This is a genomic window from Microvirga lotononidis, assembly GCF_034627025.1.
Lineage (GTDB): Bacteria > Pseudomonadota > Alphaproteobacteria > Rhizobiales > Beijerinckiaceae > Microvirga > Microvirga lotononidis.
In genome coordinates, this window is sequence record NZ_CP141048.1 from 1457825 (window position 1) to 1473047 (window position 15223).

Below are 15223 nucleotides of genomic sequence, written 5' to 3' on the forward strand. Positions count from 1 at the left end.
GCGACGCCATTCTAAGAGGAACACGCATGAGCACGATTCGGCTGACCATGGCGCAAGCCGTCGCCCGCTTCCTGACGGCCCAGAAGACGGAGATCGACGGTCGAATCCTGCCGCTCTTCGGCGGCGTGTGGGCCATTTTCGGTCATGGCAACGTGGCCGGCATGGGCGAGGCCCTGCACGGCGTGCGGGACCAGCTCCCGACCTACCGCGCCCATAACGAGCAGGGCATGGCCCATGCGGCCATCGCCTTCGCCAAGGCCTCGCGGCGACGGCGCATGATGGCCTGCACCACCTCCATCGGCCCGGGCGCCACCAACATGGTGACGGCCGCCGCCGTAGCGCATGTGAACCGCCTGCCCGTGCTGCTGCTCCCCGGCGACGTGTTCGCCAACCGCCGCCCCGATCCGGTGCTGCAACAGATCGAGAGCTTTTCCGACGGCACGGTCTCGGCGAACGATTGCTTCCGGCCCGTCTCCCGCTATTTCGACCGCATCACGCGGCCCGAGCAGATCATTCCGGCGCTCCAGCGCGCCATGACCGTCCTCACGGATCCCGCCGAATGCGGGCCAGTGACGCTCGCGCTCTGCCAAGATACGCAGGCCGAGGCTTACGATTACCCCGAGAGCTTCTTTGCGGAAAAGATCTGGACGCCGCGCCGCATCCGTCCGGACGAGACGGAACTCGCGGAGGCGGCCGACCTGATCCGCAAGGCGAAGAAGCCCTTCATCGTGGCGGGCGGCGGCGTGCTCTACTCCGAAGCGGAAAAGACACTAACCGATTTCGCCGAAAAGCACGGCCTCTCCGTCGGCGAAACGCAGGCCGGAAAATCGAGCCTGCCCCACGATCATGCGGCCTGTCTCGGCGCCGTGGGCGTCACCGGCACGGGCGCGGCCAATGCCTTCGCCGAAGAGGCCGACGTGGTGATCGCCGTGGGGACGCGCCTGCAGGATTTCACCACCGGCTCCTGGGCCCTGTTCAAGAATCCGGAGCGGCGCATCGTCGGCCTCAACGTGCAGACCTTCGATGCCGCCAAGCACAACGCGGTTCCGCTCGTGGCGGATGCCCGTGTCGGCCTCGAGGAACTGAGCCGCGCCCTTGGCACCTGGAAGGCTCCGGAGGCCTGGACGGCGAAGGCGCGGGACGAGCAGGCGCGCTGGTTCGAGACTGCCGCGCGCTACACGGACCCGACCAACGCGGAACTTCCCTCCGACGCGCAGGTGATCGGCGCGGTGCAGCGCACCTCCGCGCCCACCGACGTGGTGGTCTGCGCGGCCGGCGGCCTGCCGGGCGAGCTGCACAAGCATTGGAAGGCGAGCACGGCGCTGGGCTACCACATGGAATACGGCTATTCCTGCATGGGATACGAGATCGCGGGCGGCCTCGGCGTGAAGATGGCAGATCCCTCCCGCAACGTGATCGTGATGGTGGGCGACGGCTCCTATCTCATGATGAATTCGGAACTCGCCAGCTCCGTCATGCTCGGTCAAAAGCTGACCGTCGTGCTCCTCGACAACCGCGGCTACGGCTGCATCAACCGCCTGCAACGCGCCACCGGGGGCGAGAGCTTCAACAACCTGCTGCAGCACACGAATCATGTGACGCTGCCCGACATCGACTTCGCCGCCCATGCGGCAAGCCTCGGCGCGCTATCCATGAAGGTGAAGAGCATCGCGGAACTCGAGGATGCCTTGCGGAAGGCGCGCGGCGCCGAGCGCAGCACCGTCATCGTCATCGACACCGACCCGCTCGTGTCGACGGACGCGGGCGGCCATTGGTGGGACGTGGCGGTGCCGGAGGTCTCGACGCGCGAGCAGGTGAAGACGGCCCGCAAGGATTACGAAACGGCTCTCGCGGCGCAGCGCGTGGGCGATTGATCAGGACAGAAGGAACAACAACATGACGATCCGCATCGGGGCCAATCCCATCGGCTGGTCCAACGACGACATGCTCGAACTCGGCGGCGAGACGCCGCTGGAGGTCTGCCTCGCCGAGGCCAAGGAAGTGGGCTTCGAGGGCATGGAGCTCGGCAACAAGTTTCCGCGTGAGCCGGAAGCGCTTAAAAAAGCGCTCTCGCCCTTCGGGCTGGCCTGCGTGTCCGGCTGGTATTCCGCCGAATTGTTGCAGCGTGATGCGGATGCCGAGATGAAGGCCCTGCGCCCGCATCTCGACCTCCTGAAGGCGATGGGCTCGAACGTGCTCGTCTTCGCCGAGACGTCGAACGCCATTCACGGCGACCGCTCCAAGCCTCTGTCGCAACGCCCGGTGATGAAGGACGGCGACTGGGTCGAGTTTGGCCGCCGCATCACGCAGGTGGCCGAACGAACGCTCCAGGAAGGCGTGCGGGTGGTTTACCATCATCACATGGGCACCATCGTGGAATCGGAGGCCGATATCGACGCCTTCATGCGCTCCACGGGCGAGGCCGTTCACCTCCTGCTCGATACAGGCCATGCCACCTGGGGCGGCGCCGACCCTGCCGCCCTCGCCCGCCGCTATCGCGCCCGGATCAGCCACGTGCATACGAAGGACGTGCGCAAGGCCGTGATGGAGAAATCCCGCGCGGAGAGCTGGAGCTTCCTCGATTCCGTCATCGAGGGCGTCTATACGGTGCCGGGGGACGGTATGGTGGATTTCGTCTCCGTGTTCAAGGAACTGCCGGGCTACAGCGGCTGGGTGGTGATCGAGGCGGAGCAGGATCCCAAGAAGGCTCATCCGCTCACCTATGCCAAGATGGGCTATGCCAACCTCACCCGGTATCTCAAGGAAGCCGGCCTGCGTTAAGGAGTCCGTGCGATGTCGAAGCTTCTCGTCAAACCGTCGAATCCCGATCCGAGCGGACGGGTCCATGCCATCACGCCGGATTCCGCCGGCTGGACCTATGTCGGTTTCGAAGTCTACCGACTCAAAGGCGGGCAGTCCCTGAAGCAGCGGACGGAGAACCGGGAGGCCTGCATCGTGCTGCTCTCCGGCAAGGCGCGCGTGGCGACCTCAGGCCAGGATTTCGGCGTGATCGGCGGGCGCAACTCGCCGTTCGAGGCGGACCCGTGGTCCCTCTACGCGCCCGCCCGCTCCGAATGGTCACTGGAGGCGCAGACCGATTGCGAGATCGCCGTCTGCACTGCTCCGGCCGAAGGCAAGCTTCCGGCGCGCGTGATCGGGCCCGACCAGGTCGGCCAGGAGACCCGTGGCCAGGGCACCAACACGCGCCATGTGCGCAACATCCTGCCGGAAACGGAACCGGCGGAAAGCCTGCTCGTGGTCGAGGTCATCACGCCGTCCGGCCATTGGTCGAGCTATCCGCCGCACAAGCACGACCGGGACATGTTGCCGAACGAGTCGCTCCTGGAGGAGACCTATTACCACCGGCTCAGTCCGCCTACGGGCTTCGCGCTCCAGCGGGTCTACACGGACGACCGCTCCCTCGACGAAACGCTGGCCGCAAGCGACGGCGACGTGGTGCTGGTGCCGAAGGGCTACCATCCCGTCGGCGCCCCCCACGGCTACGAACTCTATTACCTGAACGTGATGGCCGGCCCGAAGCGGATCTGGAAATTCCACAACGATCCGGACCACGAGTGGATGCTCGCGAAAGCTTGATCTTGCCGGCTCCATCGGGCATGAGCCTCATGGAACTTTCCTCAGAGGCCCCATGACGTGGTCCGACCTCGCCGCTCGCGTCTTCAAGGCCGCGATCGCGCTCGTGAGCGCGGTCGTGATGGATTACGCGTTCCTGAACGGGCGCATGACACGCCAGGCCGTGACGGGGATCGAGCGCATGGCAGCCGACGCGCCGGTCCTCATCGACCGGCTCGTCACGAGCGTCCTCAACATCAAGTGGGAGCGCTGAGCGCCTGAAGAGTCAGGCGCTTCCCACCAGGTGCTGCTCGATCTCGTAGACCGGGTGCTTCGTCAAATCCTTGTTCAGCTCGGCCAGGATCCGCTGCTTCACGGCATCGGAGAACCGGCTGCGCAGCTCGGCGAGGGTGCGCGGGGGTGCCGCCACGATGATATGCTTCACCTTGCCGCCGGTGCAGGCATCATTGACCTGTTCGGCCACTTCTCCGGCGAATTTCCGTTCCGCAAGATCGTGCCAATCGACCTGCTCGATTGCGCTACGCTGGCCCATCATCCACGTCTGACCTTGCTTGTCCGAGCCTTGCAGATGGGTCGGCTGATTGTCCGGAGCCTCCAAAACGCGTTCGACCTGGAGATTCGGATAAAGTTCGTCACCCTTGTTCTTCAGGAAAAGGGCCTTCCTGCCATCGCTGACAAGAACCAGTCCGTCATGCGGAAGCTTGAGAGCTTTGTTCACGGCCATGCTCCTCGTTACGGAACACATCCTTCGTCTGCCGAGGGATTAGCACCTTGATCCAGATCATATTGCGGTCACGAGACGGCCGGCTGCATCGAGCCGCCCCTGAGGATGCGGCCTCTTGGAACGAAACGGCCACGGTCCCGTTCATCCCATGGTCCCCTATCCTGTCGAACCTATGGCAAACCTTCTCCGCATCCTTCTCGCCATCCTGCTCCCGCCGGTCGGCGTCTTCTTCACCGTCGGTCTCGGCGGGCAGTTCTGGCTCAACATCCTCCTGACGATCCTGGGCTACATTCCAGGCATCGTTCACGCGGTCTGGATCATCGCGCGGCAAGCGCGTTGAGAGGGGAAGGGTGAACCGGGAGAAGGCACAATCCTCCTACCGGGGACCCTGCTCGATAGCGCGGTCCACCCGGCCAGGCCGCGGCCGCTCCACGGGCCATCCGTATCCCGGACGCTGATAGTACCGGTTCCCATAGGGGCGATTCCGGTAGTAGCGATTTCCGTAATAGCGGTTCGGCGCATAACGATAAGCACGATAGGACCGGCCGTAGCGATGGCGCGGAGGGACATAGGCTCTGCGGCGTACGGTCCGGACATTCTCATACGCGACACCACCCGGCCCGTACCAGCCGGCACCGTAGGGACCGGCCACCATGCCATTCCGCCAAGTCCCAGTGCTTTCGCCGGCCTGCACGGGAAAGGAAGCAAGCGTGGCCGCGCCGGAAAGGGCCAGGGCCAAGACACAGGTCTTCAGGATACGCGAAGAAAACATTGCACTCTCCGGCAGTTGACGACCCGGGACAACGTTCCCATGCCAGTCAGCGTTCCCGATCGTGCCACACAAGCGCGGAGAAGGAGCAAGAAACCATGGGCGAAGATCGCTGCCTGGTGACGCGGCATCCGATCGGTGCCGCAGCGCACACGGCATGATGGAAAGCATGAACGGAGAGGCGCCTGGGACGTTGATGTCCTGCATCCGGCATTGCGGCACGCAAGACCGAAAGACCAGGTTCAATGACCGTTCTCGACCCCATCACCGGCAAACAGGTTGCGATCGTCCCGTCTGTAGAACCACGTGCTTTGCCCGCATCTGCGCCCTCTGACGATCCATCCTCGCCGCCCTGGCAGGAGCCGTCCGACAACGGCGAACCTGAGTCGAAAGCCGAGAGTGAAGCGAACGTGGAATAAGGCACGTTGCAAGCACAAAACCTGCGTGATCATCAGGTAGCCTGCGCTGTCCGCTCGTAACCCGGCGCATCGTTATTCCCGGAAAGCCGGATCAAATTTTCCCTCCGGCTTCCCGCCTAGGCGGGCGATACCCGCAACCATGCGAAGGCCCGAACTCGGCAACAGCACAACATCGCGAGAGCATCCTCGCTGTCTCAAAATGATAAAGCAAAGTCCCAAGCCATCAAGCAGACCTTCCTCCATCCCGTAGCCTGACGATTGCAGGAACCGGCAGGAGACGAAGATGCGAAGTGGAATCATAGGTGTCGTGGCGGCTTTGTTCGTCGTCGGCGCGCCCGTCGCGTACGCACAGCAAAGCCCATCCAGTCCTGGAAACGCACCTGAGAGCGGTCAGCTGAGCCAAACCGATTTCAAGATGCTGACGGACATCCGGGTGGGGGTGATCAAGGCAGCGCTGCAACTGACCCCGGAGCAGGAGAAGCTCTGGCCAGCCGTGGAAGAGGCGATCCGCGCCAGGGCCGACATGCGCTACCGCAGACTGGCCAGCTTGAGAGAGCGCATGGGTCAGGCACGTGACATCGATCCGGTGCAGTTCTATCGCCAGCGTGCCGACGTTCTTGCGGACCGTGCAGCAAGCCTGAGAAAGCTCGCCGATGCCTGGCAGCCGCTGTACCAGAGCCTCACGTCCGATCAGAAGGCCCGGCTGCGTCTCGTGGCCATCCACGCCATCGAGGGGCTTCGGGCCGCCGTGGAGAACCGCGGCATGGCAATGGACGACGAAGACGACATCGATTCTTGGGACCTTCCTTACTAGGAGGATCCGAGCAGTCTGCGTCCGGGAGCGGACGCAGAGACCTTGAGGATGGAGGATGGTCATGCTGATCATGAAGCCCATACATCACGCCGGATTGGCGCTGGCCGCGTTCACCGCACTCTCCATGACGGCTCCTGAACCCGCAAACGCGGTCGTTTACTGCAAGACGGTCGGCGTGCCGAAAGGCTGCGTCGCCCGCCCGGTCGCGCCTGTGGCCCGCCGCGCGGTGGTGACGCCCGGTGTCGGAGCAGCGGGCGTTGGCATTCGCCCCGGTACTCCGATGAACCGCGGCGGTCCTGTCAATCGCGTCGGTCGGCGCTGACACATACGACGCGGGTGCACACTAGTGCACCCGCGAAAGCACTCTTTCGGGCCAGTTGACCCAGCCCTCCATTCGGAAATGCATTCCTCGGAAGAACAGAACTGACTTCACGCCAGCGGAAATAACCCCAGCTAATCAAGGAGATCTCAATGCGAATGATTGTCGCCGCGCTTGCGGCAAGCGTCTTAATGGCAGGCTGTATCTCGAACTCCGGTTCGAGCCCGGCGCCACCGAACTACGTCTCGGCTCAGGCCTACCAAGCACCGGGGTTCCGCAACGACTCCTTTGGGGGAGCCGCAATGCCGATGCGAGGATTACCTCGCTAAAGCATCTCTATAGGAAGCATCGGACCCAAAAGTGCAAATCCACTTGTGGATCCGATGCTTTAGCGGCTCGTCTCTAGGCCGGTCGTCACCCCATCCCGCAGCGGCTATCCGGTCAAACACGGCTGCATGGAGCGAGTGATTACGAGCCTCACATCACTGCACATGTGGCTGCAATCCTTAAGGGCTCTGGCGGTCATATCGTTATCTGGTTCGCCAGCGGCCGCCCGGCCGCGAAATCCGAAACGCTGGCAAGCGTCGTCTCGAGAATCGTTCCCAACGCCTCGCGCGTGAAGAACGCCTGATGTCCTGTCACGATCACGTTGGGGAACGAGACCAGACGCTGGATCACGTCGTCCGGAATCACCGTGCTCGACAGATCCTTGAAGAAGAGGCCGGCCTCTTGTTCGTAAACATCGATGGCCATCCCACCGAGCTGGCCGGATTTGAGAGCTTCGATGGCCGCCTCGGTATCGATGAGACCGCCTCGGCTCGTGTTGATCAACAGGGCACCCCGCTTCATGCGGCTGAGCGTCCGGGCGCTGACGATATGGTAGGTTTCCGGCGTCAACGGGCAGTGCAGCGAGACGACATCCGCCTTCTCGATGTCCTCGGCATCGACGTAACGGCCGCCGATGCGTTCGAATTCGGATGAGCGATGGACGTCGAACCCGATCACTTCACAGCCAAATCCAGCCATGATCCGAGCAAAGATGGTCCCGATTTTGCCGGTGCCGATCACCGCCACGGTACGGCCGACGAGGTCGAACCCCATCAGGCCATCGAGTTCGAAATTACCTTCGCGCGTCCGATTATAGGCCCGGTGAATCTTGCGATTGAGCACGAGGATCAACCCGACGGCGAATTCGGCGACGGAGTTCGGAGAGTAGTTGGTGACCCGCACCACCGCGATCCCGTGCTTCTTGGCCGCTTCCAGGTCGATGTGATTGAAGCCGGTCGAGCGCGTCGCAACGAGCTTCGTCCCGCCCTCGGCGAGACGGCTGAGAACCTTGCCGTCGACGGGATCGTTGACGAACACGCTGACGGCTGGAAACCCCGCTGCGAGCGATGCCGTTCCGAGTTCGAGCAGAGTATCGAAGTAGACGAGATCGTGCTGGTGACTTGCGTTCAGTTCATCGAGCAGCGTTCGTTCGTAACTCTTCGCGCTGAATATTGCGATCCGCATTTTGCACGTCCCCATCTTGTATCGATGTAATCAGGTCAGCGACTGTGTAGACCTCTCCGAAGGGCCGTCTGGGTCGAGCGCAGGCCAACTACCCATCCATCTCTTACTTGTATTCAAAATCGGTCCGATGCCGAGTCTGCACGGAGCAGGCCGACATGTGGGAATGCAATGTACACGATTTGAGGGATTTGCTTGATATTTTGGGACAAATGCGGGGGATTCCGTTCAGTCCCACGGCTGATGTTGATGAGACAAGGCCGCTATATAGCAAAGTTCGTGCCTCAGCCGAATAATCACTTCAAATGCAGCGGGCGGTCCACCACGCATAACAACTCTCCGGGGGCTGGCTCGCCATCGAAGGAGCGCGACCGTTCAGGTCCGTCAATCGGAGACGAGCGGCGCAAACTGTCAATTGAATGTCCCTTTCGATCAAGCGCGCCCCACCGTCGCCACCTAAGATGATGCCGAAGCGGAGAAAACTATTCTCCCGCCAAGAATGAGGCCGGAGCCGCCCCGAACGCATGGCGCGTCTCCGTGTCTCGAATAGGAGGACGCGTTCATGACTCGCTCCAGCAAGGACGACGAGCTGTTTCCTGCAACATCAGAGCAGAATGATATCCCTAAGGGGATTGGCCGCCGAGCGTTCCTGATGCGCAACGCCGCCATCGGCGCGGCAGCGGTGATGACAGGCACGACCTGGGCGCCCGAGGCCCGTGCCCAGCAGGCGGCGACGGAAGCGGCTGCGCAGCAGGCTAAAAGAGAGGCAGCAGGAGGTGATGCCGGTCTCAAGATGAGCTCGGCCCTCTCGCCCGATCTCGACGTCGTCAAGTCGTCGAAGGGACCTGTCATGACGGTCGCGGACGAGTTCTACAAGGTCGGCCCCGGCCCTTCGAGCTCGCACACGATCGGGCCGATGCGTATCACCTATGACTTCTATCAACGCTGCACGAAGCTCCCCGCAGATCAGCTCGCGCAGGCGACCGGCCTCAAGGTCCATCTGTTCGGCAGCCTGAGCGCCACGGGCAAGGGCCACGGCACCGAGCGTGCCGCGCTAGCGGGCCTCGTCGGCAAGGAGCCCGCCACCGTGGATCCACGGTTCCTCGACGACATGATCGCCAAGCCGGATCAGACTTATCCGGTGACGCTCGGTAGCAAGACCTTCAACCTGTCTCTCGCCGACATCATCTATGACGCACCGAAAGGCGACTTCCCGCATCCGAACACCATGACGGCCCGCCTCATGGCCGGCGACAAGGTCCTCTATGAGCAGGAGTATTATTCCGTCGGCGGCGGCTTCATCGAATGGAAGGGCTACCAGCCGCCCAAGAAAGGCCAGCCGAAATACCCCTATGCGACGATGAAGGAGTTGCGGCAGCACGCCGAGAACAACGATCTCTCGGTCGCCGATGTCATGATGGCGAACGAGATCGCCGTGTCCGGCAAGAACGAGGAGCAGATCAACGCCTTCTTGGACAAGATCGCCAACGCGATGATCGCCACCGTGAAGACCGGCCTGTCCTACAAGGACGACGTCCTGCCTGGGCCGATCAAGCTCCATTCCAAGGCGGCTACCGTCTACGAGCGCGCCAACGACGATACCTATATGAGCGACCGGGCGATCGGACTCGTCTCCGCCTTCGCGTTGGCGGCCTCGGAAGAAAATGCCCGCGGCCATCTGGTCATCACCGCGCCGACCGGCGGGTCGGCCGGGGTGATGCCGGCCATCGTCTATGCCCTGACACAGAGTCCCCGGGCGGTGCCAATGGACAAGATCCGGGAAGGTCTTTTGGCCGGCCTGGCGGTCGGCTACCTGTGCAAGCACAATGCGACGCTGGCGGCGGCCGAGGGCGGCTGCCAAGCTGAGATTGGAGTCGCTTCGGCAATGGCCGCCGCGCTGATCACGCAGGTCCTGAACCAACCGCCGCGCGTGATCGAGAATGCCGCCGAGTCGGCCCTTGAGCACCATCTCGGCATGACCTGTGATCCCGTCGCGGGCTATGTGCAGGTTCCCTGCATCGAGCGCTGCGCGTTCGGGGCCGTGAAGGCCTGGGCCGCCGCCATGATCGCCACGAACGAGATCGCGAGCCGGCACCGGGTCGATCTCGACACGACGATCAAGACGCTGTCCGACACCGCCAAGGACATGAACCCGAAGTACAAGGAAACGAGCGAGGCAGGTTTGGCCCAGAACCTGGTGCTCTGCTGAGGCGCCCGTTGCCGCGTGCGAGCCGCCGTGAGCGTACCGAACGACGATCCCATCGGCATCGTGGGAGGAGACCGTCATGCCCGATGAAGCCATTGCTGCGCAAGACTCTGCCGACACACTGAAGCAGCCTGTCGGAAAGCCCCCGGCCCCGGAGCGCCGGGCTGAGGCGTCTCCCGCGTCCGAAGCCGCGGACTCGGTGAATGAATGGGCCGGGTTCGCGCCGGGGCGCTGGCGGAGCAGCATCGACGTCCGGGATTTCATCCAGCGGAACGTCACGCCTTATGACGGAGACGAAGCGTTCCTGACCGGGCCCAGCGAGCGGACGAAGGCCGTCTGGGCCAAGCTGCAGCCCTACTTCAAGGAGGAGATCCGCAAGGGCGTGCTGGATGTCGATGTCAAGACGCCCTCCTCGATGACCTCGCACGCGCCCGGCTATATCGACCGCGACAACGAGGTGATCGTCGGGCTCCAGACCGACGCCCCCTTCCGACGCGCCATCATGCCGTATGGCGGGCTGCGCATGGTGGAGGCAGGTCTGAAGGCGGCGGGGTTCGAGCCCGACCCCATCGTGCACGAGACCTTCACCAAATACCGCAAGACCCATAATGACGGGGTCTTCGACGCCTATACGCCAGAGATCATGGCCTGCCGGCGCAGCCACATCGTCACGGGCCTGCCCGATGCCTATGGCCGTGGCCGGATCATCGGAGATTATCGCCGGGTCGCTCTCTACGGCACCGACAGGCTGCTGGCGGCGAAGCGTGCCGAGCGGGCACTGCTCGACGCGAAATGGCCGAGCGACGACGTCATCCGTGAACGGGAGGAACTGTCCGAGCAGATGCGGGCCCTCGCCGATCTCGCGACCATGGCGAAAGGCTATGGCTGCGACATCGCACGCCCGGCGGCCGACGCGCGGGAGGCCGTGCAATGGACATATTTCGGCTACCTCGGAGCGATCAAGGAAGCCAATGGCGCGGCCATGTCCATCGGCCGCATCTCGTCCTTCCTCGACATCTACATCGAGCGCGACCTCAGAAGCGGCGCTCTCGATGAGGCGGGCGCCCAGGAACTCATCGACCAGCTCGTCCAAAAGCTGCGCATCGTCCGATTTCTGCGCACGCCGGACTACGATGCCCTGTTCTCAGGCGATCCCTATTGGGCGACCGAGTGCGTCGGCGGCATGGACCTCAATGGCCGGCCCCTCGTCACGCGGACGAGCTTTCGGATGCTGCACACGCTGACGAATCTCGGCCCGGCGCCGGAACCCAACATGACCGTTCTCTGGTCGAAGCAGCTCCCCGATGGGTTCAAGCGCTACTGCATCAAGGTTTCCGCCGAAACCTCTTCCATCCAGTACGAGAACGACGACTTGATGCGGCCCTACTGGGGCGACGATTACGGCATCGCCTGCTGCGTCTCGGCCATGCGGATCGGCAACCAGATGCAGTTCTTCGGCGCCCGGGTCAATCTCGCCAAGTGCCTGCTCTACGCCATCAATGGCGGCCGGGACGAGGTCAGCGGCGAGCAGATCGCCCCGGCATCGACGCCCGTGATCGGCGATGTCCTCGATTACGACGACGTCATGGCGAAGTTCGACGCCATGATGGAGTGGCTGGCGCGAACCTACGTCCATGCCATGAACTGCATCCACTACATGCATGACAAGTATTACTACGAGCGCCTCGAAATGGCGCTTCACGATCAGCAGATCCTGCGCACGATGGCCTTCGGCATCGCCGGCCTGTCGGTGGTGGCCGACAGCCTGTCGGCGATCAAGCATGCGCAGGTGAGGCCCATCCGGCGCGACGACGGACTGATCGTCGACTACGAGATCTCAGGCGGCTATCCCCAATACGGCAACAATGACGACCGGGTCGATACCATTGCGGCCGATCTCGTTTCCACCTTCATGAGAAAGATCCGGAAGCATCCAACCTACCGGAATGCCGTTCATACCCAATCGGTGCTCACCATCACGAGCAACGTCGTCTATGGCAAGCATACGGGCAACACGCCGGACGGCCGCAAGGCCGGCGAGCCGTTCGCTCCGGGCGCTAACCCGATGCACGGGCGCGACAGCCACGGATGGCTCGCCTCCTGCCTGTCGGTGGCGAAGCTACCCTATGCGGATGCGCAGGACGGCATCAGCTACACCGTCTCCATCACGCCAAGTCTGAACCGGTTGGATCAGGGCGAGAAGATCACGCAGGCGGTAAAGGTCATGGACACCTATTGCGGCCAGGGCGGGTTCCACATGAACCTCAACGTCCTCAATCGCGATACTCTGCTCGATGCCATGGAGCACCCGGACAAATATCCGCAATTGACCATCCGGGTCTCGGGCTATGCGGTCAATTTCGTCCGCCTGACCCGGGAGCAGCAGATGGACGTCATCAGCAGGACGTTCCACGGAGATTCCTGAGGCCATGGCCGACGAACCCTGGGCGCATAGCCGGTACGACCTGCAGCAGGCGCGATCCCCCGACGCGCCTGAAACGGCCACGTTCAACGACCCTCGGGGCGATTTCGGATGGATTCACTCCTACGAGACCGGATCCACCCTCGACGGTCCCGGCATCCGGGTCGTCGTGTTCATGAGCGGCTGCCTGCTGCGGTGCCTGTATTGCCACAATCCCGACACATGGCACCTCAAGGACGGCACGCGCGTCTCGTTCGAGCGTGCCCGGACCGCGCTCGAGGCCTATGCCGCACCGCTGCGCGCCATGGGCGGAGGATTGACGATTTCAGGCGGGGAACCGCTGGTCCAGCTACACTTCACCCATCGGCTTTTCGCGGCCGCCAAGGGAATGGGCCTCCACACGGCTCTGGATACGTCCGGGTTTCTCGGCGAGCGCGCCGGCGACGACTATCTGCGCGAGGTGGATCTCGTGCTGCTCGACATCAAATCCTGGGATCCGGAAACCTATCGTCGGACCACCGGGCAGGACATCCGCCCGACCATTCAATTCGCAGAGAGGCTGGCTGCCCTCGGCAAGCCCGTCTGGGTGCGCTTCGTGCTGGTTCCGGGCCTGACTGACGATCCTGCCAATGTGGAGGGCATCGCCCGCTTCGTCGCGCCGATGCGCAATGTGGAATGGGTCGAGGTTCTGCCCTTCCACCAGATGGGCGTCTTCAAGTGGAAGGCCATGGGCCTCACCTACGAACTTTCCGAGACCCAGCCCCCCTCCCCTGAACTGCTGACGCGGGTGCTGGGTCAGTTTCGTGAGGCTGGCTGTCGCGCAAGATGAGGGTGACCGATGCTCGATATCGTCCGTACGCTGCTTGAAGCCTCGCCCCTGCTGGCGTTGTTCCTCGCCATCGCCACAGGATATGCGATCGGCCAGATCTCGATTGCCGGCGTCTCCTTCGGCGCGGGCGCCGTTCTGTTCACGGGCCTCATCATCGGCGCCATTGCCCCGAAGGCGGCGCCGCCCGGCATGGTCGGCACGCTGGGCCTCGTGATGTTCGTCTATGGCGTCGGCATTCAGTACGGACCGGTGTTCTTTGCGAGCCTGAAAGGGCCCGGGCTCAAGTATATCGCTCTTGCAGCCGTGGCCGTGGTCGCATCGCTCCTCGTCGCGATGCTGCTGGCTTCGCCGCTCGGGATCTCCATGGCGACCGCGGCCGGCTTGTTCGCCGGCTCCGGCACGAGCACGCCGACCTTGCAGGCGGCACTGGCAGCGGCGGGGAACCAGGATCCGGCGATCGGCTATTCCGTATCCTATCCCTTCGGCGTTGTCGGCCCAATCGTCCTGATGACTCTCATGGCCGGGTTGGTGAAACCTGTGTTCAAGGCACCGTCCCAGAACGTGCGCATCGCGGAGCTGACTCTGGAGTCGAATTGCGAGGATCAGACGGTTGAGGAAGTCTCTGCCATCCTGCCGGCCGACATCAAGATCGTTGCCATTCGCCAGCACCATGCAAATGCACCGCCGCTGGCCGGGACACGATTGCATGAAGGTGATGGATTGCTGCTGGTCGGCAGTCCGACAAGCATCGAGCAGGCCAAGATCGCCGTCGGCCATGAGGAGCCCGGACGTATCAGCCGCGACCGCGCGAATTACGACGTGGTGCGGGTCTACGTTTCCAAGGCGGCGTTCGTGGGCAAAACGGTTCAGGAGATTCCGCTTCCCGATTTTCCCATCGTCATCTCGCATATCCGCCGGGGCGACGTCGACATGATGACGTCGCCCGACTTGACGCTCGAGTACGGAGACGTGTTGATTGCGGCCGTTCCCTCCGACCGGAAAACCGAAGTCCAGCGTCACTTCGGCGACAGCATCAAGGGCAATGCCGAATTGTCTTTCGTGTCGATCGGAGTCGGGATCGCGCTCGGCCTCCTGCTCGGCATGATCCCCGTGCCGCTGCCGGGCGGCGGCACCTTCAGCCTCGGCGTTGCCGGTGGGCCGCTCGTCATGGCGCTCGTCCTCGGCTGGCTCGGCCGCACCGGCCCCCTGGGCTGGAGGATTCCGATGGTCGCCAACCTGGTTCTGCGAAACCTGGGATTGGCGGTGTTCATCGGATCGGTCGCCATCGGGGCCGGTAGCCCCTTCGTCCAGACGGTCGCCACCAATGGGATCCAGATCCTTCTCGGCGGCGCTGCCGTGCTGCTCACGCTCGTCCTGATCGTGCTGGTGGTCGGCTACCTGCTGCGCATCCCCTTCGACGACCTGCTCGGCGTCTGCGCGGGTTCGACGGGCAATCCCGCCATCGTCGTTGCGGCGGGCCGCCTTGCTCCTACGGAGAGGACGGATATCGGCTATGCGATTTGTTTCCCAAGCATGACCATCGTCAAAATCATCGCCGTTCAGGTTCTTCTGAGCTGAGCCAAAACCTTTTACATGATGCCCGCCAGCAACACCCGGT

Annotated in this window: 14 protein-coding genes; 11 read left to right on the top strand and 3 right to left on the bottom strand. The window is 63.3% G+C overall.

Annotation, left to right across the window (positions count from 1 at the left end; all coding sequences use genetic code 11):
• Nucleotides 1-26: 26 nt before the first annotated feature.
• From iolD to U0023_RS06885, 4 genes are read left to right on the top strand one after another with little or no spacing between them, the layout of a single operon-like run.
• Nucleotides 27-1874, top strand: a complete 1848-nt coding sequence (gene iolD / locus U0023_RS06870) for a 3D-(3,5/4)-trihydroxycyclohexane-1,2-dione acylhydrolase (decyclizing) (protein ID WP_009763070.1) — start codon at nt 27-29, stop codon at nt 1872-1874.
• 22 nt (nt 1875-1896) lie between these two features.
• Nucleotides 1897-2781: a myo-inosose-2 dehydratase gene (gene iolE / locus U0023_RS06875; protein WP_009763069.1), complete on the top strand. Its 885-nt coding sequence runs from the start codon at nt 1897-1899 to the stop codon at nt 2779-2781.
• 12 nt (nt 2782-2793) lie between these two features.
• Nucleotides 2794-3597, top strand: coding sequence for a 5-deoxy-glucuronate isomerase (gene iolB, locus U0023_RS06880; RefSeq protein WP_009763068.1), 804 nt, complete (start codon nt 2794-2796; stop codon nt 3595-3597).
• Between the two features lie 52 nt (nt 3598-3649).
• Nucleotides 3650-3847: a hypothetical protein gene (locus tag U0023_RS06885; RefSeq protein ID WP_009763067.1), complete on the top strand. Its 198-nt coding sequence runs from the start codon at nt 3650-3652 to the stop codon at nt 3845-3847.
• Nucleotides 3848-3859: 12 nt separating this feature from the next.
• Here U0023_RS06885 and U0023_RS06890 read toward each other — a convergent pair whose 3' ends face one another.
• The gene (locus tag U0023_RS06890) at nt 3860-4312 is read right to left on the bottom strand and encodes a baeRF12 domain-containing protein (protein WP_009763066.1); all 453 of its coding nucleotides are present in this window, start codon (nt 4310-4312) and stop codon (nt 3860-3862) included.
• 178 nt (nt 4313-4490) lie between these two features.
• Here U0023_RS06890 and U0023_RS06895 point away from each other — a divergent pair, with 178 nt between their 5' ends.
• The gene (locus tag U0023_RS06895) at nt 4491-4658 is read left to right on the top strand and encodes a YqaE/Pmp3 family membrane protein (protein ID WP_040638945.1); all 168 of its coding nucleotides are present in this window, start codon (nt 4491-4493) and stop codon (nt 4656-4658) included.
• A 36-nt stretch (nt 4659-4694) separates the two neighbouring features.
• Here U0023_RS06895 and U0023_RS06900 read toward each other — a convergent pair whose 3' ends face one another.
• Complete coding sequence (locus U0023_RS06900) at nt 4695-5090, bottom strand: hypothetical protein (protein ID WP_009763064.1); 396 nt, start codon at nt 5088-5090, stop codon at nt 4695-4697.
• A gap of 723 nt (nt 5091-5813) precedes the next feature.
• Here U0023_RS06900 and U0023_RS06905 point away from each other — a divergent pair.
• Together U0023_RS06905 and U0023_RS06910 are read left to right on the top strand one after the other, a co-directional pair.
• The gene (locus U0023_RS06905; RefSeq protein ID WP_195904208.1) at nt 5814-6320 is read left to right on the top strand and encodes a Spy/CpxP family protein refolding chaperone; all 507 of its coding nucleotides are present in this window, start codon (nt 5814-5816) and stop codon (nt 6318-6320) included.
• A gap of 70 nt (nt 6321-6390) precedes the next feature.
• The gene (locus tag U0023_RS06910; protein WP_210161017.1) at nt 6391-6642 is read left to right on the top strand and encodes a hypothetical protein; all 252 of its coding nucleotides are present in this window, start codon (nt 6391-6393) and stop codon (nt 6640-6642) included.
• Nucleotides 6643-7161: 519 nt separating this feature from the next.
• On the opposite strand, the gene U0023_RS06915 is transcribed toward U0023_RS06910, so the two are convergent.
• Nucleotides 7162-8151, bottom strand: a complete 990-nt coding sequence (locus tag U0023_RS06915; RefSeq protein WP_009763060.1) for a 2-hydroxyacid dehydrogenase — start codon at nt 8149-8151, stop codon at nt 7162-7164.
• A 559-nt stretch (nt 8152-8710) separates the two neighbouring features.
• Here U0023_RS06915 and U0023_RS06920 point away from each other — a divergent pair.
• From U0023_RS06920 to U0023_RS06935, 4 genes are all read left to right on the top strand, one after another.
• Nucleotides 8711-10357, top strand: a complete 1647-nt coding sequence (locus tag U0023_RS06920) for an L-serine ammonia-lyase (RefSeq protein WP_009763059.1) — start codon at nt 8711-8713, stop codon at nt 10355-10357.
• A gap of 76 nt (nt 10358-10433) precedes the next feature.
• Entirely contained in the window at nt 10434-12779 is a 2346-nt protein-coding gene (gene pflB / locus U0023_RS06925; protein WP_009763058.1) for a formate C-acetyltransferase, read from the top strand.
• A gap of 4 nt (nt 12780-12783) precedes the next feature.
• Complete coding sequence (pflA, locus tag U0023_RS06930) at nt 12784-13605, top strand: pyruvate formate-lyase-activating protein (RefSeq protein ID WP_009763057.1); 822 nt, start codon at nt 12784-12786, stop codon at nt 13603-13605.
• 9 nt (nt 13606-13614) lie between these two features.
• Nucleotides 13615-15183 carry an aspartate:alanine exchanger family transporter gene (locus U0023_RS06935; RefSeq protein ID WP_009763056.1) on the top strand — a complete coding sequence of 523 codons (1569 nt, stop codon included), beginning with the start codon at nt 13615-13617 and terminating at the stop codon, nt 15181-15183.
• Nucleotides 15184-15223: the final 40 nt, after the last annotated feature.